Raw genomic sequence first — 21602 nt, 5'->3', positions numbered from 1 at the left:
CAAACCCACAAATCATAGTCTCGAACCCTTGATAAATAAGGGTTAACCGATACTACCTTCCATCTCGAACTTGATCAGACGGTTCATCTCAACGGCATATTCCATTGGGAGTTCCTTCGTGAACGGTTCGATGAAGCCCATAACGATCATTTGCGTCGCTTCTGCTTCGCTGAGGCCACGGCTCATGAGGTAGAACAATTGATCCTCGGAAACCTTGGATACGGTAGCTTCATGCTCCAGCACGATGTTATCGTTCTTGATCTCATTGTAAGGAATCGTATCGGATGTGGACTCGTTATCCAGGATAAGCGTGTCACACTTAATGTTGGATTTCGCGCCTTCAGCATTTTTACCGAAGGAAGCAAGACCACGATACGTTACCTTACCGCCATGCTTACTGATCGATTTGGATACGATCGTTGATGTAGTATCTGGCGCCAAGTGAATCATTTTGGCTCCGGCATCCTGATGCTGGCCTTTGCCTGCAACGGCGATGGACAAGACCATCCCTCTTGCTCCGCGACCTTTGAGGATAACGGCTGGATATTTCATGGTCAGCTTGGAACCGATGTTGCCATCGACCCATTCCATGGTTGCGTTCTCTTCAGCCACCGCACGCTTGGTTACCAGGTTGTAGATGTTCGGCGCCCAGTTCTGAATCGTTGTATAACGCACACGGGCGTTCTTCTTACAGATGATCTCAACCACGGCACTATGAAGCGAGTTGGTGCTGTAGATTGGAGCCGTACAACCTTCTACGTAATGCACAAAGCTGTCTTCGTCCGCAATGATCAACGTACGCTCGAATTGACCCATGTTCTCGGAGTTGATCCGGAAGTACGCTTGCAGTGGAACTTCGCATTTCACGCCTTTCGGAACATAGATAAAGCTTCCGCCTGACCATACCGCACTGTTCAGTGCTGCAAATTTATTGTCCGTAGGAGGAACAACGGTAGCAAAGTATTCCTTCAGAATTTCCGGATGCTCTCGAAGCGCCGTATCGGTATCCATGAAGATAACGCCTTGATCTTCCAGTTCCTTCTGCATATTGTGATATACGACCTCGGATTCATACTGCGCGGATACGCCCGCAAGGAACTTCTGTTCCGCTTCCGGAATACCGAGTTTATCGAAAGTTTCCTTGATTTCAGTCGGTACTTCTTCCCACGTCTTCCCTTGTCTTTCCGAAGGTCTTACGTAATACTGAATATCGTTGAAATCCAGCTCATCGAGATCGCCGCCCCAACGTGGCATTGGCATTTTCTCGAACTGCTCAAGTGATTTCAGACGGAATTCGAGCATCCATTCAGGTTCATTCTTAATCTTGGAGATTTCGGTCACCACTTCACGTGTCAGACCCTTACCGGTTTGGAAAATGGACTTATGTTCGTCGCGGAAACCATATTTATACTCTTCCATTTCTGGTGCTTTTTTAGCCATTTCAATTACCTCCCTATCGAAATTATCATTCGCTTACTTCGCGTCTATTCCTTTTCGGAGTGCGTTCCACGCAAGTGTTGCACACTTGATGCGGGCAGGAAACTTGTTGACACCGGATAGGGCTTCAATATCCTCGTACTCTTCAAATTCTACGTCCTCGCCTTTCATGAGGGAAGAGAACCGGTCGGCGAGGCTTATCGCTTCATTCAGCGACCTGCCCTTCACGGCATCGGTCATCATCGAAGCGGACGACATACTGATCGAGCAGCCTTCACCTGTATATTTAGCGTCGGTTACGACGTCGTTCTCTACTTTCAGTTGCAAGGAAATGCGGTCTCCGCAAGTTGGATTGTTCAAGTCGATGGTTACACTATCGTCTTCGAACTTTCCGCGGTTGCGAGGATTCTTATAATGATCCATGATGACACGTCTATACAAATCGTCAAGTTGCATCGCCAAAATACTCCTTTGTCTGGATTAAGGCGCTAACTAACCGATCAACGTCCTCTTCTGTATTATACAGATAAAAGCTTGCACGTGCCGTGGACGAAACTTTTAACCAACGCATCAGCGGTTGACAACAATGATGGCCTGCACGAATCGCGATCCCTTGTGCATCGAGTACGGTCGCTACATCATGCGGGTGAACATCGCCCAGATTAAAGGTTACCAGACCCACCTTACGCTCGCGCGGGCCATAGATGGTCATGCCGTCAATCTCGGACATGCGGTTCATGGCGTAGGCTGCAAGCTGCGACTCATGCTGCTCAATCGCATCCATACCAATATCCTGCAAGAAATCGATCGCTGCACCAAGTCCAACAGCTCCCGCGATGATCGGTGTGCCACCCTCAAACTTCCAAGGCAGCTCTTTCCAATTCGATTCGTACAATCCAACGTCGTTAATCATCTCACCGCCGAACTCGATCGGCTCCATTGATTCCAGCAGCGCCTTCTTGCCGTATAATGCGCCGATGCCTGTTGGAGCACACATCTTGTGACCGGACAACGCGTAGAAATCGCAATCCAGATCCTGAACATCCACTTTCATGTGCGGCGTGCTTTGCGCACCGTCAACCACAATGACGGCACCGTGACGATGAGCAATCTCCGCGATCTGTTTCACGGGATGCACAACGCCCATAACGTTGGAAACGTAAGCGATAGCCACAACCCTCGTTCGTTCCGTAACGATGTTCTCTACGTCCTGGACGCTGATCGAACCGTCGGGTTGCAGCGGTATATATTTGAGCGTGGCACCTACAGCCAGTGCTACCTGCTGCCACGGAATGAGATTGCTGTGATGTTCCATCTCCGTCAAGACGATCTCGTCGCCAGGACCACAGACAGAACGCGCGTAGGACGAAGCCACCAAATTCAGAGCCGTCGTCGTACCGCGGGTGAAAATAATTTGCTCAGAACTCTCGGCATTAATGAAACGGGCGACCTTCTCCCGGGCTCCCTCATAGGCATCCGTCGCGCGGCTTCCCAGCGTATGCACTCCACGATGCACATTGGAGTTCTCCCATTCGTAATAGTGCTTGACAGCATCTATGACCGCCTGGGGTTTCTGGGACGTCGCGGCATTGTCGAGATATACAAGCGGATGTCCGTTGATCTCCTGATGAAGGATCGGAAATTGCTCACGGACGGAAGCAATCATTGTCCCAGCTTCCTTTCAACGAGTCCCTGAAGCTGATCACGCAGACCCTCCAGCGGGATTTCGCTGACAACCGGTGCCAGGAAACCGTAAATGATCAACGATTCGGCAACGGTACGCGAGATACCACGGGACATCAGATAGTAGATTTGCTCCTGATTCACTTGACCCACGGATGCTGCGTGACCTGCCGTTACATCATCCTCATCGATCAACAGAATCGGATTCGCGTCGCCGCGAGCTTTCGGGCTTAACATCAGAACGCGCTCGGTTTGTTGACCGTCTGCCTTCGTTGCGCCCTTCTCGATCTTGGTGATCCCGTTGATGATTGCCTGAGCTTCTTCACGCATTACAGCACGCGTGATCATCTGGGATGCGGAGCTCTTGCCGAAATGCTTCGCCTGCGTTGTATAGTTAATCTTCTGCGATCCTGATCCAACTGCGATAATCTTGGCATCCGAGGTTGAGCCGCTGCCTTTCAGAATCGTCATCGTGTCGCTCGCCGTATCCCCGTCGTTCATCTCGCCCACGATCCATTCGATCGTAGCATCGTTCTCAAGTACAGCGCGGCGATATGTGACATCCGTTACTTCTCCTGTCAACTGATGCACAGAAGCATAACGTACTTTCGCACCGTTCTTCGCGAATACCTCGATCGCACCGTTATGAGTCACTGGCGCTGACAGCGAGCCTGTCACATAGTTATCGACATAAGTGACCGCACTATTCGCTTCAGCAACCACGAGGATGTGCGGAGCAAACGTAGCTTCAGCATCGTCAACCAGCAGCACCGATTGCATGGGAATATCCACTTCTACGTTTTTAGGTACATAGAGGAATACGCCGCCGTTCCATACAGCCGCATGCAGAGCAGCCATCGAATGTTCATCCGGCTTAATCGCTTGATGCAGATAAGGCTTAACCAAATCCGCATGCTCCCTAGCAGCTGTTTCGAGATCGGTGAAGATCACGCCTTTGGCAGCCAGTTCAGGAGCGAGGCTTACATATACATTACCCGAATTCTGCTGGATTACGAGCCCGCCTTCTCTCGAACCCTCAACAAGCTTCGCTACCTCTTCGGGCAATTCATCAAGTCCTGCCAGCTTCTTGCTCTCTTTATATTCACCGTAACTCTGAATGTTCCAGCGCTCGATGCGTTGCTTCTCCAGCTTTGGCAGCTCCAGCTTGCCAGCCAACTCGAGTGAAGAAAGGCGGCTGTCTGTCAGCCATGCCGGTTCTTGTTTACTTACGGACAAAGCCTTCAAAGCCTCAGCGTTGACCGGAAGAATGGTTTGTGTAGTCATATCGTTTCCTCCTCCCGTCTATTTACGCGTCTTGACCTACAGTTTCATCCGTAATGCCCAGCTCTTCCTTAATCCAATCGTAACCTTCTGCTTCCAGACGCTCAGCCAGTTCAGGACCGCCGGATTTCACGATGCGTCCTTGCATCATAACGTGCACATAGTCAGGGGTAATATAGTTAAGCAAACGTTGATAATGGGTAATGATCAAGAAACCGCGATCTTCCGATTTCATGGCATTTACGCCGTTCGCCACAATTCTCAAAGCATCGATGTCAAGACCGGAGTCGATTTCATCCAGTACGACAATCTTCGGATCCAGCATCAACATCTGCAAAATCTCATTACGCTTCTTCTCACCACCGGAGAAGCCTTCGTTCAGATAACGGTGAGCGAACTCAGGGTTCATCTCAAGCTCTTTCATCTTGCTCTCCATCTGGCGAATGAACTTGATCAACGAAATTTCATTGCCTTCGCCGCGGCGTGCATTGATTGCACTACGCAAGAAGTCGGAGTTCGATACACCGGCGATTTCGCTCGGATATTGCATTGCGAGGAACAGGCCTGCAAGCGCACGCTCATCCACTTCCATCTCCAGCACATCTTCACCGTTCAACCAAACCTTGCCGTCCGTTACTTCATATTTAGGATGTCCCATCAGAGCAGACGCCAGCGTACTCTTACCAGTACCGTTCGGTCCCATGATGCATGAATTTCTCCGCCGTTCATTTCAAGGTTGATTCCTTTCAGAATCTCCTTGCCTTCGATTGTTGCTTTCAATCCCTCAATGACAAACTTTGTTGACATATTAGATTCCCTCCGTTGAATAGGTAGTGTGATGATTAGGCTATATGATAACAGGATTGCTCGCCCTGATTTCATAAGAAGAAGCTTTAAAACAAAGTAATTCTTTATTTATAATCATTCTAAACTGATTATCAATGATTCTCAAGCCATTTTATAATAAAAGATGTCGTTTTTCAACCGGACAGGCTTTCAGTAGACAACATTGTGACAAGGATCGCAACGAAAAAAAACAAGCCTGACCGCGAATACGGCCAAGCCTGTAATGGTTAGCACTGTTCGTGAATTTCAGCCGATGGTCTGAGTTGTCAGTCACGGCATCTTCGCAACGGCGGCATTCCACGCATTGCCAGACGGTGTTCGTTCAACATCGGATGATCACGGATACAGTCATGATGGTACATTTACATTATGAATTATCCAAGATACGCGCGGAGCATCCACATATGTTTTTCAAGGTCTGCTTTGAAACCTGTGAACATATCGGCTGTTGGCGCATCTCCTGCTTCCTCTGCCATCTCGATGCCTTCCGCCAGTTCTTCAGATACCGTGGCAAAGTCCTCGATCAGAGCTTGTACCATGCTGCGCGTATCTTCGTTGCCGGAAGCTTCCTGTACAGTCGCCAGTTCCAGATATTCCTTCATGGTTGCTGCAGGCTTACCTTTAATGGACAGCAAACGCTCCGCAACCTCATCCATTTTCAGAGTAACCTCATCGTAGAGTTCCTCGAATTTAACATGCAAGGAGTAGAACTGCTCTCCCGTTACATACCAATGATAATTATGCAATTTAACGTAAAGAACGTTGAAGTTCGCAACCTGTTGGTTCAACAACTGCTCGAGACTGGAGTTTTTGGTTTTGCCTGCTGCTTTACCTGATGTAGTTTTTGCCATGGTTAATCCCTTCCTTTTCTATGTGAAATGCACCCTGCACTGCGTCTAATCATAACGCTGCAGATCGGGTTTCCATACTACAGGGAATATCAGCTTATGCTGTTCCTTCATTATAATATGGAGCATACCTGCGTTTTGGGCGTCTATTTGTAGTTTACCCTGTAAGCCTAGGAGCGAATCAAATTAAGCAACATCTGCGCCTGTCAAAAAATTATACAAATCCCGCGAAAAAACGTTATACTAAGTAATACCAAGCAAATACGTTGGCTTTTGTTTTTCTTCTATTATATTTGGGGGTGACCATCCATGTCTGCATATCATCCGTTAACCGCGGAAGAAGCGATACAATTAGCAAAAAGCCTGCCTGGCCGTTTCCCGGACCATGCTGAATTACAATGCCGTGAAATCGGTGACGGCAATCTGAATTTAGTATTTCATGTTACCGCCACGAATACGGCTGATAGTATCATTATCAAGCAGGCCGTTCCTTATGCAAAAGTCGTCGGGGAATCGTGGCCATTGTCGCTGGACCGCGCCCGCATTGAGCGTGTCGCCCTGGAAACGCAGCATTCCCTCTGCCCGAATCTGGTACCGAAGGTATACAGCTATTCCGACGAGCTCGCCTATACCGTGATGGAAGATCTGAGTGAGTACACCATTATGCGCAAAGGTCTAATCGAAGGAAATGCCTACCCTGAATTTGCTGCACATATCGGTGAGTTTATGGCGAGAACATTATTTTATACATCGGATCTGGGCATGAACCAACAGGAGAAAAAAGTCCTCGCCGGACGATTTGTAAACCCGGACCTATGCAAAATCACGGAGGATCTGATCTTCGAGGATCCGTACCGTCAATCGGCGAACAACAATTACCCGGATAACATCGAAGATGAAGCAGAGGCGCTTCGTTCCGATGCTGCGCTTCACTTTGAAGTCGCGTTGCTTCGTCATCAATTTTTAACCCACGGACAAGCATTGCTGCACGGTGATCTTCATACAGGCAGTATTTTCGTTACACCGGAGTCGACCAAGGTCATTGATCCCGAGTTCGCCTTTTTCGGTCCGATGGGCTTCGATGTTGGTGCAGTCATCGGAAACCTGCTGCTGAACTATGCCGCCCAGCCCGGATGGAGCAAGGACGCGCAGACTTTGGCCGAAAGAGAGTCCCGCCTGCTGCAAATGGCTGCCGATGTATGGACTCACTTCGAACGCAATTTCCGAATGTTCTGGAATGATGACCTGCTCGATGAAATGGCTCGCACCCCTGGCTATCAGGACCATTACGTAGCCCAAATTCTGAAGGACGCCGCCGGATTCGCGGGATGCAAAATGATCCGCCGAATCGTCGGCTTGTCCCATGTGGCCGATATCGACACGATCGATAGTGACAGCGCCAGAGAAAACGCACAGCGCAGGGCGCTCGCCATCGGTAAAAATTTGGTTCGTCATCACCGTCATATTCAATCCTTCGAAGAGATCTTGTCACTAGTTAAAGAATCATCCATAAGAAATGAGGTATCACAATGAGCGGTACAACAAACACAGCTGGCAGTCTTGACATCCATGAACCGCTAAGCTCGGTATTTTGGGGAGGGGACCATCTCGTCTTACTCGACCAGCGTCTCCTTCCGGAAGAGATCGTATTCCTCAAGCTGTTCACGCCCGAGGAAGTGTGGGACGCATTCATGCCATGAAAGTTCGCGGCGCACCTGCGATTGGCATTGCAGCCGCCTTCGGTGCGGTGCTGGGCGGAATGCAAGATGAAGGAACATCCCGTGAAGAATGGCTGGAGAAAGTAATCGGCACCTGTTCATATCTTGCCACTTCGAGGCCTACGGCGGTGAATCTGTTCTGGGCACTGGATCGAATGAAGCTGGTCGCAGAGAAGTTGTTCGCGGACGGGCTGGATACGGCAGGTCTGAACGCTGCGCTGCTGGCAGAAGCCGAAGCCATTCGTGCAGAAGATGAGGAGGTATGCCGCCGGATCGGCGAGAACGCCCTTCCATTTTTCCAAGACGGGATGGGGGTCTTGACTCACTGCAACGCTGGCGGATTGGCAACGGCCAAGTACGGAACGGCACTGGCGCCCATGTATCTGGCGCATGAGCAAGGCATGAAGATCAAGGTGTTCGCCGATGAGACAAGACCTGTATTACAAGGCGCACGTTTAACGGCGTTCGAGCTGCAGCAAGCCGGGATCGATGTAACACTGCTAGCGGATAATATGGCAGCCATGGTAATGTCCAAAGGCTGGATTCAAGCGGTTATCGTTGGCACGGACCGTGTAGCAGCCAACGGCGATGTTGCCAACAAGATCGGTACGTACGGCGTTGCCGTCCTTGCCAAGGCGCACGGCATTCCGTTCTATGTTGCATGTCCATTATCCACGATCGATCTGAACACGCCGACAGGCGCCGATATTCCGATCGAGGAACGGGCCGCCGAAGAGATTACCGAGAGCTTCGGCAAGCGCACCGCACCGAAAGGCGTGAAGGTGTACAACCCTGCTTTTGATATTACGCCGAGCGAATACGTCACAGCCATCATTACCGAGAAGGGTGTCGTACAAGCTCCATATAACGAAAATCTGAAAGCTTTGTTCCAATAGATTTTCATCAGTAGACAAAAGATGACTCTCTGCGTGATTATATGATTACGTCTTGAGAGTCATCTTTTTTTGTGAGGCCTCCTCGATTAATTCAACTCGCGAATCTCTTCCATTTTCATCGCCAACTGCAGCAGCAGCTTCGTCTCCGGATCATCCAGCCGCAGTCCAAGTTCACTGCGGATACGTTCCAAACGATAATTGACGGTATTATAGTGTACGAACATCTTCTCAGCGGTCTCTTTCGCATTGCAATTGCACTGGAAATAAGTACGCAGCGTGCTTAACAATGATCCATTCTGGCGGGTATCGAGCTCAAGCAGGGGCTTGAGATACATCCGTTTATACACGTTCAACTCATCCGTGCCTTGCAGACGATACAGCAGCAGGTAGATGCCCAGATCGCCGAAACGAACGATATCCTTCCGCATATGGCATACCTTCCTCACATCGACAGCCCGCTTCGCATCCCGGTAACTGCTAGGTACCGCACTCGTTCCTACGGCTTCTCTCCCTAAACATAGCGCTTGAAGATCGTACGTGCCCATCGTCGCCTGCAGCAGTTCCCAAGACTGCTGAATCTGGTCATCCGATATGACTGCCTCCTCTCCCTCAGGCATTGACATCAACAGCACAACCAGTTCACCCTCCAGCACCGTCCATTTGGTAGCTTGCTTAAATGAAGCACTCTCCCAGTTCAGACGCTTGGCATAGGCTTGCAACTGCTTCATGCTCAAGCCCTCGCTTTTGAAGGACACGATGCCCGTGACATAAGCTGCTCCCCTGGGCAAGGGCCATCCACAGGCTTCCGCCCGCAGCTAACATCGACAGATGATACGACGCGCCCGCTGATCCAATCCTGCAAGAACTGATCGAAGTATTTCGCCTCGATCGTTCTCCGGGCTTGCATATTGCTTATTTCAAAACCAAGCAGGCGGCCAGCCCAAGTCACAGTCAACGCATCGGCAGGTCCATAATCATGTGTACCCTCCAGTATGAGCAATAAAAAGGAACGGGCATGATCGTCAGAAACCGTCGACACATGGATCCGGACGTTCCGCTCGTTCGCTTGAAGGAACTGCGTCTCTGCCATAGGCTCGATTCTTAACTGATTCCACTGGCGGGGTTCAATCTGAGCACACCACTCTTCTGCTGCCGGAGAGGCAATCCATTGATTATCGGGATCAAGCAAGACGACAGGATGTTGAATCATCAATTGCAGATGATTCAAAAAAGCAGGAAGCCCGTCCCCATGCAGCAGCACATGGGACAGGCGTTGAACGCGACCTTGCAATATGGATAAATCTTTGGACTCGGATACAAGTACCCGCTCCATCACTTCCCGGACTACATCGGAGAAGGTCGTAACCGGTGGCAATTCGATCAACGGAACGCCATAATGGTCCGCAGCACGAATCGCCGCCTCGGGAACCTCATCCAGAAAACGCTTTGTTTTGATCCCCAGAGCCACGACGCCTTTCTGAGCGAGCTGAGCAATCAATGTCGTTAACCGGCCGGGGTCCTCCTTGAACGGATAACCCGTAGTCATCAGAAATTCGCCAGGCCTCACCCAGTCCACCACGTCGGGAACTTCCATCACATTGACGCGGCTGATCGTTCCCTCCAGACCGCTGGCGCCGCCAAGCAGCACGGCGTCTCCAAAATGCGGTACATCAAATAAATCCTTGACGATAAATGCATCGCGTACGTTGTTATCCAGCATGCTTGCTCACCTCTTTCGCGTCCAAAAGACGAAGTCTCTTTACCCTGCGTTATTCTTCAAACTATCAGCTATCGAGGATAGTAATGATTCGGATGGAACCGTCCAACCGAATATGCCCCCCTGCTGTCTTACCATATGAAGAGCAGCCTCATGATCGCGCTCATCAAATGCGGCCGTTGCATCTTCCACGACGAGACAGCGGTAGCCGCGATCATTCGCTTCTCGTAATGTGGTGTGCACGCATACATGCGTAGTTACGCCACACAAGATCAGGCTCTCGATACCATTTAACTGCAAGATGGCTTCCAATTCCGTAGCATAAAAGGCGCCTTTGCCGGGTTTATCAATGACCACTTCCCCTTCTGCCGGATATAGTTCCGGAACGATGTCTTGTCCAGGCTCCCCACGTATCAAGAGGCGTCCCATCGGACCCGGATCACCAATTCCCGCCCCCTGCTTCTTGCTTCGTTCCAGTTTGGCAGGCGGGCAATCCGAGAGATCGGGCAGATGCCCTTCTCTTGTATGCAGTACCAACATGCCCGAATCCCGTGCTGCACCCAATATGCTCGACACAGCGGGAATAATCGCACGGGCGGGTTCAATATCGTTGCCGAGCAGCTCACCAAAGCCGCCCGGAGAGCAGAAATCATTCTGCATATCGATAATGATCAATGCCGTATGGTGAAGCTCGAACGAAAAAGAGTAAGGCCTGGCCTCTCCTACGTTCACATGCACGACCTCTGACATCCGGTGCTCACCCTCTCTCCATGGTGACCAGCGTCGTTTCGAAGAACCTGTTCGTCGGAACCTGCTTCTCCACTGGAACGAAGATACTGATCTGCTCTGTCGGCTGAACGTCATCATTCGCCACGGAATGCACAACACCTGCCGGCACATGGAACGTATCGCCTGCTTGATAGGACTTCCATTCCCCATTACACAAGAGACGAACCTTGCCTACGGTAATATGAATAATCTCTGCGACATTGTGATTGTGAGGAAGAACGGCGCCACCGACACCGATCTTCTCCCATAGAATCGAGTTCATGCGAATGCCCAATCCATCCGCCTCTTGAGCTGACAGAATCTCTCGGTGGTAGAGAGATACATGACTGGGCATGAGCGACCATGCCATCTCTTCCGCTGTTCGAACCTTCGTATGTGCTTCTATACTCATAACCTGTCCCCTCTCCTCATTTCGGAATGCTACCAACCACGCCTTCAACGAGATAGTCCGTTGCTTCGAGCGTGTCTGCATCCGGTGTTGTACCTTCTTCAATCTGGATCGTTCCGCTCTGGTCCTTAATCGGGCCGGCAAAGGGATGCAGGGTTCCATCCATCATCGCTTGTTTCTGTTCCAAGACATATTGCTGCACCTCGTCCGGTACATTCGCTCCAAAATCGGTCAGCTGTACGACGTTATCCTTCAGCATACCGCGGTACTTGCCATCGTACATGCTGCCTTTGAAGTTACCCTCGATCGCTGTCTTCGCCATATCGACGAACAGGTCCGACCAGTTCCACATGGAGCCAGTCAACCAGCCTTGTGGTGCGAGCGACGATGCATCTGTGTGATATCCAACGGACATCATGCCGCGGCGCTCCGCGGTCTCGATCACGGTCTTGGTGCAATCCTGATGTTGTCCAAGAACGTCGACGCCGCTGTCGATCAGAGAGTTCGCTGCATTGGCCTGTTGTCCCGGGTCACACCAGCTGCCAGTGAATACAACAGAGGTCGTAGCTTCCGGGTTCACGGATCTTGCGCCGAGTTGGAACGCATTCACATTCAGCAATACCTGCGGAATCGGTACGGATACGATGAAGCCGAGTTTGCCGCTCTCCGACATTTTGCCGGCCGTAACGCCAGCCAGATAGTTCGGCTCCCAGATGGTTCCGAAATAAGTACCGAGATTCTCAGCTGTCTTGAGACCACCCTGATGGAAAAAAGCCACATCCGGGTGACGCTTGGCCACATTCAGACTTGGTTCCAAATGACCATAGGAAGTCGGGAAGATAATCTTGGCACCGTCCTTAATCATCTGTTCCATCACCCGTTCGGCTTCAGCCGTTTCAGGTACGTTCTCGGCGCGCAGCACCTTCATATCCGGGTATGCTTCCGCAACCGCCTCGCTACCGATATAAGCCGCCTGATTATAGCCATGATCGTCCTTGGTTCCGACAAATATAAATCCGATTGCAGATCCATCCTTGCCCGGAACGACGACCTCTGTTCCATTAGCTGCTGCCGCGCCGCCCGAAGACGCAGGCGCTGCTCCCGGCTGACTGCAGGCACTAAGGAGCATGGATATGGTCAAGAAGCATAATAGAATTCCTTTGGACAATGCTTTTCTGTTGTTATTCATCTTCTGGTCCCCCTTCTAATCGAAACGCATGTTATAGAATACCAATACTCGGTGAAGCACGAGCAATATGACGGCAATGATGACTGTCTATCGAGCCCCATCTCCGGCAAACACCTTACCAAGCGATTCCGGCATCAGACTGTGCTTCCTTCGCTCTACGATTAGCAGTGCCGCCAGTGTAAGCAGGTAAGGAACCATGAACAGGAAGAACGGAGATATCGGCAGTCCCTGCTGCTGTACCGTTAATTGCAGCGCCTGAGCCGCGCCGAACAGATAAGCACCAAGCATCGCTCTTGCAGGCTTCCATGCGGCGAAGATGACAAGGGCGACGGCAACAACGCCACGGCCTTGCGTCATATTCTCGATCCAGCTGTGCGTAAACGCCACCGACAACTGTACGCCGCCGACGCCAGCGAGAAAGCCTCCGGCCATGACCGCCAGGTAACGTACGACCTTCGGATTGATGCCGCTCGCGAACAGCACTTCCTGACGTTCACCGGTCGCTCTTAGAATAATGCCAAGCCGTGTGCGGAACAGGACATACCACAGACACGGCACGAGCAGAATGGATAAGTACGTTAACGGGTCGTGGTTGAACAGAATCCCGCCAATAAACGGAATGTCCGATAGCACCGGAATCGGTACCGGGTTGAAGCCTACAATCTGTTCACTGACAAATCCGCGCCCGAGGAAGGACGTCACCCCCATCCCGAAGAACATGATTGTCAGGCCGGTTGCCAATTGATTCGCTCCGCACGTCAGAACCAGAAAGGCATGAATCGCAGAGATGAGCATGCCGGCGACGCCGCCGGCCAGTACGCCGATCCACGGATTGCCTGTCCACACCGTAAAGGCGAATCCGCCAAGCGCACCGCATAACATCGATCCTTCGGTTCCGAGATTGATGACGCCGGCCCGTTCCGAGATTAACTCTCCCTGTGAAGCCAGCATGACGGAAGTTCCTGATCGAATCGCTCCTGTTAGAATATCTGCAATCATCGCTTCAGCCTCCTTCCGCTACCCAGTATGAAGAATAAGACGAGTCCCATTAAGATATGCACCGATGAAGCCGGCAAGCCGGAGCTAATCTCCAGCGTGTTCCCAGCCACGCTGATCATTCCAAGCACAAACCCGGTCAGTACGATGCGCAGCGGGTGATTCCAGGCCATCATTGCCGCCAGAAATCCAAGGTACCCGTAATTGACACCTGTCGATGCCCGAAGGCGACCCTCGATTCCCGCGATCTCGATCATGCCCGCAATGCCGGCCAGCATACCGCCAGCGATCAAAACCCAGAAATACGTCTTGTTGATGCTGAATCCGGCTCGCTCTGCAGCAAACCGATTGCTGCCAATGACACGAATCCGGAAGCCGAGTCTCGTCTTGGCAAGGACAAACCAGGTAATCGCAGCCAGAACAAGCGCGATAACGATACCTACATGCAATCGAGTACCGTTGACGATCGGCAGTCGCAAGGCGGCGGAGATCTCTGGAGAGAACGGCCAATTGAAGGACTCCGGGTCTTTCAACAGCCCATGAACAAAGAAACCAACGGTAAATGCAGCTACGTAATTAAGCAGCAAACTCGTAATTGTCTCGTTTAGACCACCCTTCACCTTCAGTACCGCGGTTAGAGCAGCCCATACAGCGCCGCCCAGTGCCCCGGCGAGCAGCATCAACGGAATGCCGAGCCAAGCCGGCATCGTGTTAAGATAGAATACGGCGAACCAGGTGGAGAACAGCGCGCCAACGGCCAGCTGTCCCTCACCGCCAACGTTCACCAGCCCTGCCTTCGCTGGCAATGCAGCAGCGAGTCCTGTCAGGATGAACGGAGTTGCCTTTAGCAATACTTCACCGAAGCCGTAAGGATCACCGAACGTGGATTTGATCATGGAGCCATATAATGCAAGAGGATTAACCTCATGGAATAATAGAAAAAGTCCGAATAGTACGAATGGAGCCAACAGGATGGCAATGCCTAGCCCGATGGGCTTCAACCGACTGCGTCCCGTCATATCGCCTGCTGCCATGCTGAGCGTTCCGGCTTGTGGTTTCATGCAGACTCTCCTTTCAGCATGCGATGCCCAATCTGGGTTGCATCCGTGTCATGCGGCGAATACGGCCCTAGCAGCTTGTTCCCGCTTAACACAACCAATCGGTCCGAAAGCTTGAACAGCTCGTCCAGATCCTCAGAGAACAACAGAACGCGGTGCCTTGCTTGGCTAGCTCAATCAGCTGCTGTTGGATCGTCCGGGTCGTACCGATATCAAGCCCACGGCTGGGATAACTGATAATCAGTATTTCAGGCCTACGTATAAGCGCTCTGGAGAGCACCATCCGCTGAACATTGCCTCCGGACAATTGATCCACTCTGCGGTTGCCGTCCGCAAGCGACAACGCCTTGGCTTCCTCGCTTCCCTCCAGCATGTCCTTCGTCTTGCCCCAGTCGATATCCATCCCCTTCTCGGGAGCGGTGAACCCGTCCAGCACCATATGTTCCAGAATGCTGAATCCCGGAATAACCGATTCCTTAATCGGGTCCTCCGATACAAAAGTAACTCCGGCTCTCATGAAATCCTTAACCTTCATATCGTTCAGGGATACACCTGCTATGCGTAGCTGTCCCTCGGCCAGCTTACGTAGACCGAACAACACCTCAGCCAACTCATGCTGTCCACTGCCGGAAATACCGGCGACTCCGGTAATTTCACCCTTCGTAAGCGTAAGTTGCAGGTTCTCAAGAATAGGCTCTCCGTGATCGCCAAGCACCCTCCCTGACTCTACCGACAGGACAACCTCTTGGTTTCCGCTCCGAGCTAGATCGGATTTAATAACCGGCTGTAGCTGCTTATCGCCCATCATGGCCGTAATCAACTTGCCTCCGTCGTCTGAGCTGACCTGATTGTCGCTGTGGACGATTCGGCCTGCCCGCAGGACCGAGACCTGGTTCGCGCATGCCAGCACTTCGTTGATCTTATGCGTGATCAGCAGAATGCCGTATTGATCTTGGCGGAGCATATCCAGCATCTTAAGGAACGCCTCGACCTCCTGTGGAACGAGTACGCTTGTCGGTTCATCGAATATGATGATCCGTGTGCTAGGTGCGAGGAGCACCTTCACGATCTCGAGCCGCTGCCGCTGCCCGAGGTCGAGCTGCCATACATAAGTATCCGGATCGACGGACAATCCGTATTTTTCTGATACTTCTAAAATTCGTTTGCGCAGTTGTTTACGCCGAAGACGAAACCCCGATTCGACAGCAAGCGCTATGTTATCAAGCACCGTCATTGCCGGTATTAATCGAAAATCCTGAAACACCATCCCGATCCCTCTGGCTCGCGCTTTACTCGGCGGGTGAAGGATGACGGGCTCTCCGTCCATCATCACCTGCCTTCATCCGGCTCATACACACCATACAGCATCTTCATCAATGTGCTCTTGCCTGCTCCGTTCTCCCCGAGAATGGCATGAATCTGTCCTGGCCTAACCTCAAGGTTGATGCCTTCATTCGCTGTCAGCGATCCAAACCGCTTCGTTAAACCGCTCGCTCGCAGGAGATAGGGTGGATGTTCTTCCTGTGTTGTGTTCATTACGACCCGCCTCCTTTTTGTATAATGTGAATCAATGTAAGATAATCTTACACATTAGATCATTTATATTTACTTTCTAAGTATAATACATGAATTGGACTATTTCTTTAGCAAATATTTATATAAATCAGACTATTTTTTTGTATTTCCAACACATGAATTACACATGCATTACACCATAACGTTATGTATCAGTATGTAAAAAAGAAAAGCATTCCCACACACGATCCTTCAGATCATGATTCAGGAATGCTTATCCTTCTTAATCGATCCTTAATTCATCGGAACCTGCTGCTATCAATTCATGTCAAGAGTCTATGACAGAATAGGTAACGCACGCCATCCGCCTAATGCTGTAATATCCTCATTCGCTTCATCCGCACGAACATACGCTTCACAGATAAAGCCGGTGACCAGCGATCCGTCCTGCAATTCTACTTTCCCAATGGCAAGCGGTGCTGGGACTAGAGAGACAAATTGGCCAAATAGCTTGCTTGGCATCTCCCATACTTCAAGTTCTAATGAAGTCCCCCCATGTTCAACGCGAATGAGGCCGGGTTTTGCTGGTTCTGTAGCTAATTTCAACAATTGATACTGGGCCGCCGTACGGTCCTCTCTCACGAATGTTGCATCGTGCTCATGCATCTGCCGTTCCAGCGGATAACCTCTCATGTGAAGGCCGCATACAGCAACTTGCACCATTTCTTCCCTTCCGGCAGGCGCAGGGCTGATCAGGCTCTGCCGCAGGAAGTCTGCCGTTGCAAGCTCTATCCCCTCATACTCGGCCAGAGCAAACAAGGAAATGCCGAACGGGAGCCCTGCTTCTGCTTCCACCGCCGGGACAGCCACTGCACTCATATCCAGTAGGTTGCAATGATTCGTGTATTGGCCAAGGTCGCTATTACGTGCAATCGGACTCTGCCTAATTTCGTCTCGACTCCACGTCCCGCCTGTTGTCGGAAGAATTAACACCGAATCTCCGAGCAGTTTTCGCGCCTCCCTCTTCAAGGACTGGAGGGTATGCATCGCCCGAAACACGGAAGCGCCATTATAATTGGCGGCGGAGCCAGAACGGAGAACCGATTCCGTTACCGGATGCAGTCGCCCCGGATTCGACTCGATGAACGCCCCCAGCCCTGCCCAGCGCTCCTCGACAAACGGACCATCGTATAGCAGCGATGCAGCCTGCATGAACAAGTTGGTATCCACATATCGTACATTGAGGCCTGAGCTTTCGATCCTCCGCACCGTCTCCTGCCAGGCAAGCTCGTAAGACGCTTGGTACGGTCCGAAGAAGCTTGGCGGCTCCGAAGGAAGACATACGCTTCCTGGCGATATGCAATCATCAGGGATGGTCGGAATGGACCAGGGATCCAGGTCATCATACCCTCGCACGATCCGATCAACGATCCTCGCTTCTAGCAGTTCATGGGTAAATACCGTCACGCAATCCAGGCTTGCACATGCAGGCACAACCCCGACAGTGGACCATGCTCCAACACGCGGCTTATAACCCACGATACCGTTCAGCGCAGCAGGTACTCGGCCCGATCCTGCGGTATCGGTACCTAATGCGAATACGGCTTGTCCCATAGCCACTGCCACCGCAGAGCCGGAACTGGACCCTCCGCTGATCAGATCGCTGTTCAAGGCGTTATGCGTCTCCCCATACGGACTGCGCGTTCCTACCAAGCCGGTGGCGAACTGATCCAAATTCGTTTTCCCTACCGGAATCGCACCGGCTTCCAGCAGCTTCGCCACTACGGCGGCATGCTCCTTCGGTACGTATTGATAATCCGGACAGCCTGCCGTTGTAGGGACTCCAGCCAGATCGATATTGTCTTTAATGGCGAACGGGACACCCCACAATTCGCACGTATCAGGATTCATATGAGCTAGGCGTTCCAGATAGGGGCGAATTCTCTCCATTCTAGGCGGGGTAATCCAGATGTTCATCTCTGCCGAGTGATCGGCGCGATCAATGATCGTACGAATGATATCTTCCGGCGTAACCTCACCGCTCAGATATGCCTTTCTGATCCATGGCACCGTAAGCTTCTCGGGTATTCTACTGCCCATCCTTGCATCCTCCTCGCGACTTGCCGCTGCCTATGCAACAAGATTGATATTATTATGCGTCAGCTGCCATCGAACGCAGAGCAGCAATGACATGGTTGGAATCCGATACGCTTCCGAACACGCCGCCCTGCATCTTCACCATATTCAATGCGGCCAAGTGATTGCCATGATCCGTTGCTCCGGTACAATCCTCCAAGATCAAGCATTCGTATCCGCGGTCGTTCGCCTCACGCATCGTGGTATGCACGCATACGTCCGTCGTGATCCCTGTCAAAATAATGTTGCGGATGCCCCGGTTGCGCAGAATCAAGTCAAGGTCGGTTGCATAAAAGCTCCCTTTCCCTGGCTTATCGACGATGATCTCTCCCGGCTGCGGCGCCAGCTCTTCAATTATGTTCCAGCCCGCTTCACCGCGAACGAGGATCTTGCCGTTAGGACCCTCCGAGCCAATCTCAGCGCCGATCTGTTTGCTGCGCCAACGTTTGTTATCCGGAAGATCCGACAGATCAGGCTTATGACCTTCGCGAGTGTGAATGATCGTAAAGCCATTCAAGGCACGAACCGTATCAAGCAGCCGTTTAATCGGCTCAATCGTCCTACGGGTTAAGGACAGATCATATCCCATGCGGTCAACATAACCGCCGCTCCCACAAAAATCAGTCTGCATGTCAATGATCATCAAGCTGTATTATCAACGCGCAAATCACCGTCATATGGGAATGCATATGGACTGGCTTGTATCAACATCATCTCCCACTCCTCTTATGTCAGCTATATGTTACCATTTCGAATTACTTTGTAACATTATATAACATCGATAGAAAGGAAGTCATTGTGTTACCCTCACAAAAAAACCAGTTCCGGATTGTGCCACGAACATAACCACTGGGTATACACGTTCTATATGTAAAAAAGACAATCCGGGTGGATTGCCTTTGACTTGATCGTCATTATAACATCCGTATGATTGCGTCCTTGCCTGCAAGACCGGGATGAATGCCCCATTTCTCGGCCTCGAGTGTAACGGATTCCAGCGGGGCCTCCAGAAGTTGCTCCCATGTACGCACACCGACGGCTCTGCCTGCGATGATCTTTCGATCTGCAAGCTGCTCATTCAATAATCCAACATCCAGCGCGCCGCACATGATATATCCTCTTGAGGTATATACGGCCAACAGCGTAGTTTTCGGAAGTTTAACCTCAACCCCCATAACGGTGTGACCCCCGATTTCGATAGGCAGTAAATTAACCAATCGTACACAACCTCCTCTTCTGTTCTTTAAGATTATATGTATTCCCTGAGCGCTAACATGGTGCGAATGTCGCTGATTCAACAAGACCACGCTGGGATGATTATGGGGCCAACGTCGTGAGAATCCTCGCGGATTCATGAAATATACATGACATTAGGACTATGAAAATCTGAAAAATATGGTATATTTGAGTCTATAGAAACAAATGTGAAAGCTGGTGAAAGATAAAAGCTATGAACACAATTCCCGTCACCAACGATAACGGCTTTTTATTCAACGTTGATATTCTGGTTAAGAGTTCCTCCAACGCACTGGCTTTGCAATACCTGCTGGAAATGTTGAACGACAAGGCCGAAGTGATCGATTTTCGGGTGAAATCCGGAATGGAACTTGGGGAGATCATTAACACTTTGATTCAAGCCAAGAAGAAATCTGTTATTAACAAAGCTTCTCAAAAGATGTCAGCCTCCCTGAAGGAGAAGGCAGCACCATTACCTGCCGTCCTTCAAACAGAAGAGAAGAAGCACGTTAATAACACCATTACTGCCGGGAACGACCCCTTTGAATGGATTAAACTATACAGCCAAGATAACCGTCTTGTGCGCCTTACCACCAACCGTCATGGCAAGCAGACCAGCTTGCCATGCCGTATCCTGAACTACGACGAGAATAACTTTCTCGTTAATGTTTACCATGTAGACGAGAAACAAGTGTATACCTTTAGACTCAACGAGATCGACGAATTCAGCGTCAGCTGATTTCAGGATCAACTACAAAAACAGCTCCGCCTCCCTTGCGCTACAGGGATCAGCGGAGCCGTTTCTCTTTTAAACAGTCTTCTTAGATAAGGCCGTGGACAACAGCATCAGCCAACCCACGATAAAAGCGACACCGCCGATCGGAGTGATAGCACCTAGCCACTTGATTCCGGACACGCTTAGGATGTAAAGACTTCCCGAGAAGATAAGCGTTCCTGCGATGAATAAGGTTCCCGCCCAAAACAGCTTGCGAGAGTCACCGTATACCTTGGCGAGAATGCCGGCAACCAACACCGCGATCCCGTGAATCATATGGTATTGGACTCCTGTCTCATAAATCGTTAACTCGTGTGCCGTGATTTTGCCTTCGAGCATATGAGCCCCGAAAGCACCAATCGCTACAGACAGTGCCATTAAAATAGAACCCCATGCTATAAACGTACGACTCAAAGCCCTCAACCCCTTTATCAATGGACACAACGGTCCGCATGCCTTCCTACATGTTAGTGTACCGGAACGGACGCTGCTTTTCCACTCGCAGGAAACCGCTACAGACTTGATTTTTGCGACGGTTTTGTGAAGAATAAATAGAGACGAATCCAAGTTAGGAGCGATTAATGTACATGGATCAACAATCAACTTCATCCTCTTCCGAGGATCAACCTGCAGTACCGAAGAGTAAACCTGCGACTACCTTCATCCCGCCCGAAGATCGCAAGCATTCCCGATTAGGCATCGCTTCCTTCATTCTATCGCTAGTCACATTGATTGGCTACATTCTGCTTGGCGCCATGGGTACCACGATGATCGAGCCGTATATGACAGAGGACGGTCCCATCTTCAATCCGGATCAGCAGACCCTCGAAGCGATGACAACGCTCGCGGCCGTATTTTTCCTCGTAATGATCATTAATGTTACCGGACTGATTCTGGGTATCGCCGGATGCTTCTCCAAGCTGCGTAAACGCGCGATGTCTGTCATCGCGACGATTGCCAATGGGATCGTGCTCGTCATGATCGGTGCGATGTTCCTCTTCGTATTGACGGGGTGATCTTCGTATGAAACGACGCTTTGCCTGCGACACTCGCGGGTGAGGCGTCTTTTTCATTCCATAGATGAATTCGCACTC

The 21602-nt window shown here is 50.9% G+C and carries 21 protein-coding genes and 2 pseudogenes; 4 read left to right on the top strand and 19 right to left on the bottom strand.

Annotation, left to right across the window (positions count from 1 at the left end; all coding sequences use genetic code 11):
- Positions 1-42 precede the first annotated feature (42 nt).
- From sufB to JCM10914_RS08320, 6 genes and pseudogenes are all read right to left on the bottom strand, one after another.
- Entirely contained in the window at positions 43-1440 is a 1398-nt protein-coding gene (gene sufB / locus JCM10914_RS08345; protein WP_023959538.1) for a Fe-S cluster assembly protein SufB, read from the bottom strand.
- A 33-nt stretch (positions 1441-1473) separates the two neighbouring features.
- The gene (sufU, locus tag JCM10914_RS08340; RefSeq protein WP_023959536.1) at positions 1474-1893 is read right to left on the bottom strand and encodes a Fe-S cluster assembly sulfur transfer protein SufU; all 420 of its coding nucleotides are present in this window, start codon (positions 1891-1893) and stop codon (positions 1474-1476) included.
- A complete protein-coding gene (locus JCM10914_RS08335) occupies positions 1883-3103 on the bottom strand; it encodes a cysteine desulfurase (RefSeq protein WP_023959534.1) in 1221 nt (406 codons plus the stop codon). The genes sufU and JCM10914_RS08335 overlap by 11 nt, the downstream gene beginning before the upstream one ends.
- On the bottom strand, positions 3100-4404 hold the full coding sequence (gene sufD, locus JCM10914_RS08330; protein ID WP_023959532.1) for a Fe-S cluster assembly protein SufD: 1305 nt from the start codon (positions 4402-4404) through the stop codon (positions 3100-3102). Before sufD ends, JCM10914_RS08335 begins: the two co-directional genes overlap by 4 nt.
- A 22-nt stretch (positions 4405-4426) precedes the next feature.
- Positions 4427-5208: pseudogene (sufC, locus tag JCM10914_RS08325) on the bottom strand (Fe-S cluster assembly ATPase SufC).
- 413 nt (positions 5209-5621) lie between these two features.
- Positions 5622-6098: a Dps family protein gene (locus tag JCM10914_RS08320; protein WP_023959526.1), complete on the bottom strand. Its 477-nt coding sequence runs from the start codon at positions 6096-6098 to the stop codon at positions 5622-5624.
- Positions 6099-6404: 306 nt separating this feature from the next.
- Here JCM10914_RS08320 and mtnK point away from each other — a divergent pair, with 306 nt between their 5' ends.
- A complete protein-coding gene (mtnK, locus tag JCM10914_RS08315; RefSeq protein ID WP_023959524.1) occupies positions 6405-7628 on the top strand; it encodes an S-methyl-5-thioribose kinase in 1224 nt (407 codons plus the stop codon).
- Positions 7625-8709: pseudogene (gene mtnA / locus JCM10914_RS08310) on the top strand (S-methyl-5-thioribose-1-phosphate isomerase). Before mtnK ends, mtnA begins: the two are co-directional and overlap by 4 nt.
- Before the next feature lie 86 nt (positions 8710-8795).
- Here mtnA and JCM10914_RS08305 read toward each other — a convergent pair.
- The 12 genes from JCM10914_RS08305 to JCM10914_RS08250 all read right to left on the bottom strand — a co-directional run bounded on the left by JCM10914_RS08305 (position 8796) and on the right by JCM10914_RS08250 (position 19714).
- Entirely contained in the window at positions 8796-9437 is a 642-nt protein-coding gene (locus JCM10914_RS08305; protein ID WP_023959518.1) for a CdaR family transcriptional regulator, read from the bottom strand.
- 2 nt (positions 9438-9439) lie between these two features.
- A complete protein-coding gene (locus tag JCM10914_RS08300; RefSeq protein WP_023959515.1) occupies positions 9440-10429 on the bottom strand; it encodes a PucR family transcriptional regulator ligand-binding domain-containing protein in 990 nt (329 codons plus the stop codon).
- Positions 10430-10468: 39 nt separating this feature from the next.
- Positions 10469-11176, bottom strand: a complete 708-nt coding sequence (locus JCM10914_RS08295; protein ID WP_023959513.1) for a cysteine hydrolase family protein — start codon at positions 11174-11176, stop codon at positions 10469-10471.
- A gap of 7 nt (positions 11177-11183) precedes the next feature.
- Positions 11184-11606 (bottom strand): cupin domain-containing protein, encoded by a 423-nt coding sequence (locus tag JCM10914_RS08290; protein ID WP_023959511.1) that lies wholly within the window; start codon positions 11604-11606, stop codon positions 11184-11186.
- Between the two features lie 16 nt (positions 11607-11622).
- Positions 11623-12792, bottom strand: a complete 1170-nt coding sequence (locus tag JCM10914_RS08285) for a BMP family ABC transporter substrate-binding protein (RefSeq protein WP_023959509.1) — start codon at positions 12790-12792, stop codon at positions 11623-11625.
- 87 nt (positions 12793-12879) lie between these two features.
- Entirely contained in the window at positions 12880-13791 is a 912-nt protein-coding gene (locus JCM10914_RS08280) for an ABC transporter permease (protein WP_023959507.1), read from the bottom strand.
- A complete protein-coding gene (locus JCM10914_RS08275) occupies positions 13788-14849 on the bottom strand; it encodes an ABC transporter permease (protein ID WP_023959505.1) in 1062 nt (353 codons plus the stop codon). The genes JCM10914_RS08280 and JCM10914_RS08275 overlap by 4 nt, the downstream gene beginning before the upstream one ends.
- Positions 14850-14934: 85 nt before the next feature.
- Positions 14935-16176, bottom strand: a complete 1242-nt coding sequence (locus JCM10914_RS31300; RefSeq protein ID WP_036717381.1) for an ATP-binding cassette domain-containing protein — start codon at positions 16174-16176, stop codon at positions 14935-14937.
- The gene (locus tag JCM10914_RS31295) at positions 16176-16382 is read right to left on the bottom strand and encodes an ATP-binding cassette domain-containing protein (protein ID WP_023959501.1); all 207 of its coding nucleotides are present in this window, start codon (positions 16380-16382) and stop codon (positions 16176-16178) included. Before JCM10914_RS31295 ends, JCM10914_RS31300 begins: the two co-directional genes overlap by 1 nt.
- Positions 16383-16697: 315 nt before the next feature.
- Complete coding sequence (gene atzF, locus JCM10914_RS08260; RefSeq protein WP_023959499.1) at positions 16698-18461, bottom strand: allophanate hydrolase; 1764 nt, start codon at positions 18459-18461, stop codon at positions 16698-16700.
- A gap of 52 nt (positions 18462-18513) precedes the next feature.
- Positions 18514-19128, bottom strand: coding sequence for a cysteine hydrolase family protein (locus JCM10914_RS08255; protein ID WP_231638559.1), 615 nt, complete (start codon positions 19126-19128; stop codon positions 18514-18516).
- A gap of 283 nt (positions 19129-19411) precedes the next feature.
- Positions 19412-19714 carry a YunC family protein gene (locus tag JCM10914_RS08250; RefSeq protein WP_036717379.1) on the bottom strand — a complete coding sequence of 101 codons (303 nt, stop codon included), beginning with the start codon at positions 19712-19714 and terminating at the stop codon, positions 19412-19414.
- Between the two features lie 233 nt (positions 19715-19947).
- Between JCM10914_RS08250 and JCM10914_RS08245 the strand changes: the two genes are divergently transcribed.
- On the top strand, positions 19948-20472 hold the full coding sequence (locus tag JCM10914_RS08245; RefSeq protein WP_023959493.1) for a hypothetical protein: 525 nt from the start codon (positions 19948-19950) through the stop codon (positions 20470-20472).
- Positions 20473-20541: 69 nt separating this feature from the next.
- Here the strand turns inward: JCM10914_RS08245 and JCM10914_RS08240 are convergent, their stop codons facing one another.
- Positions 20542-20922, bottom strand: a complete 381-nt coding sequence (locus JCM10914_RS08240) for a DUF423 domain-containing protein (protein WP_036717376.1) — start codon at positions 20920-20922, stop codon at positions 20542-20544.
- 173 nt (positions 20923-21095) lie between these two features.
- Here JCM10914_RS08240 and JCM10914_RS08235 point away from each other — a divergent pair, with 173 nt between their 5' ends.
- Complete coding sequence (locus JCM10914_RS08235; RefSeq protein WP_231638558.1) at positions 21096-21524, top strand: hypothetical protein; 429 nt, start codon at positions 21096-21098, stop codon at positions 21522-21524.
- Positions 21525-21602 lie beyond the last annotated feature (78 nt).

This window comes from Paenibacillus sp. JCM 10914 (assembly GCF_001315105.1).
Lineage (GTDB): Bacteria > Bacillota > Bacilli > Paenibacillales > Paenibacillaceae > Paenibacillus_AQ.
Note: the sequence above shows the minus strand (reverse complement) of the source record. Positions and strands in the feature narration are given on the sequence as shown.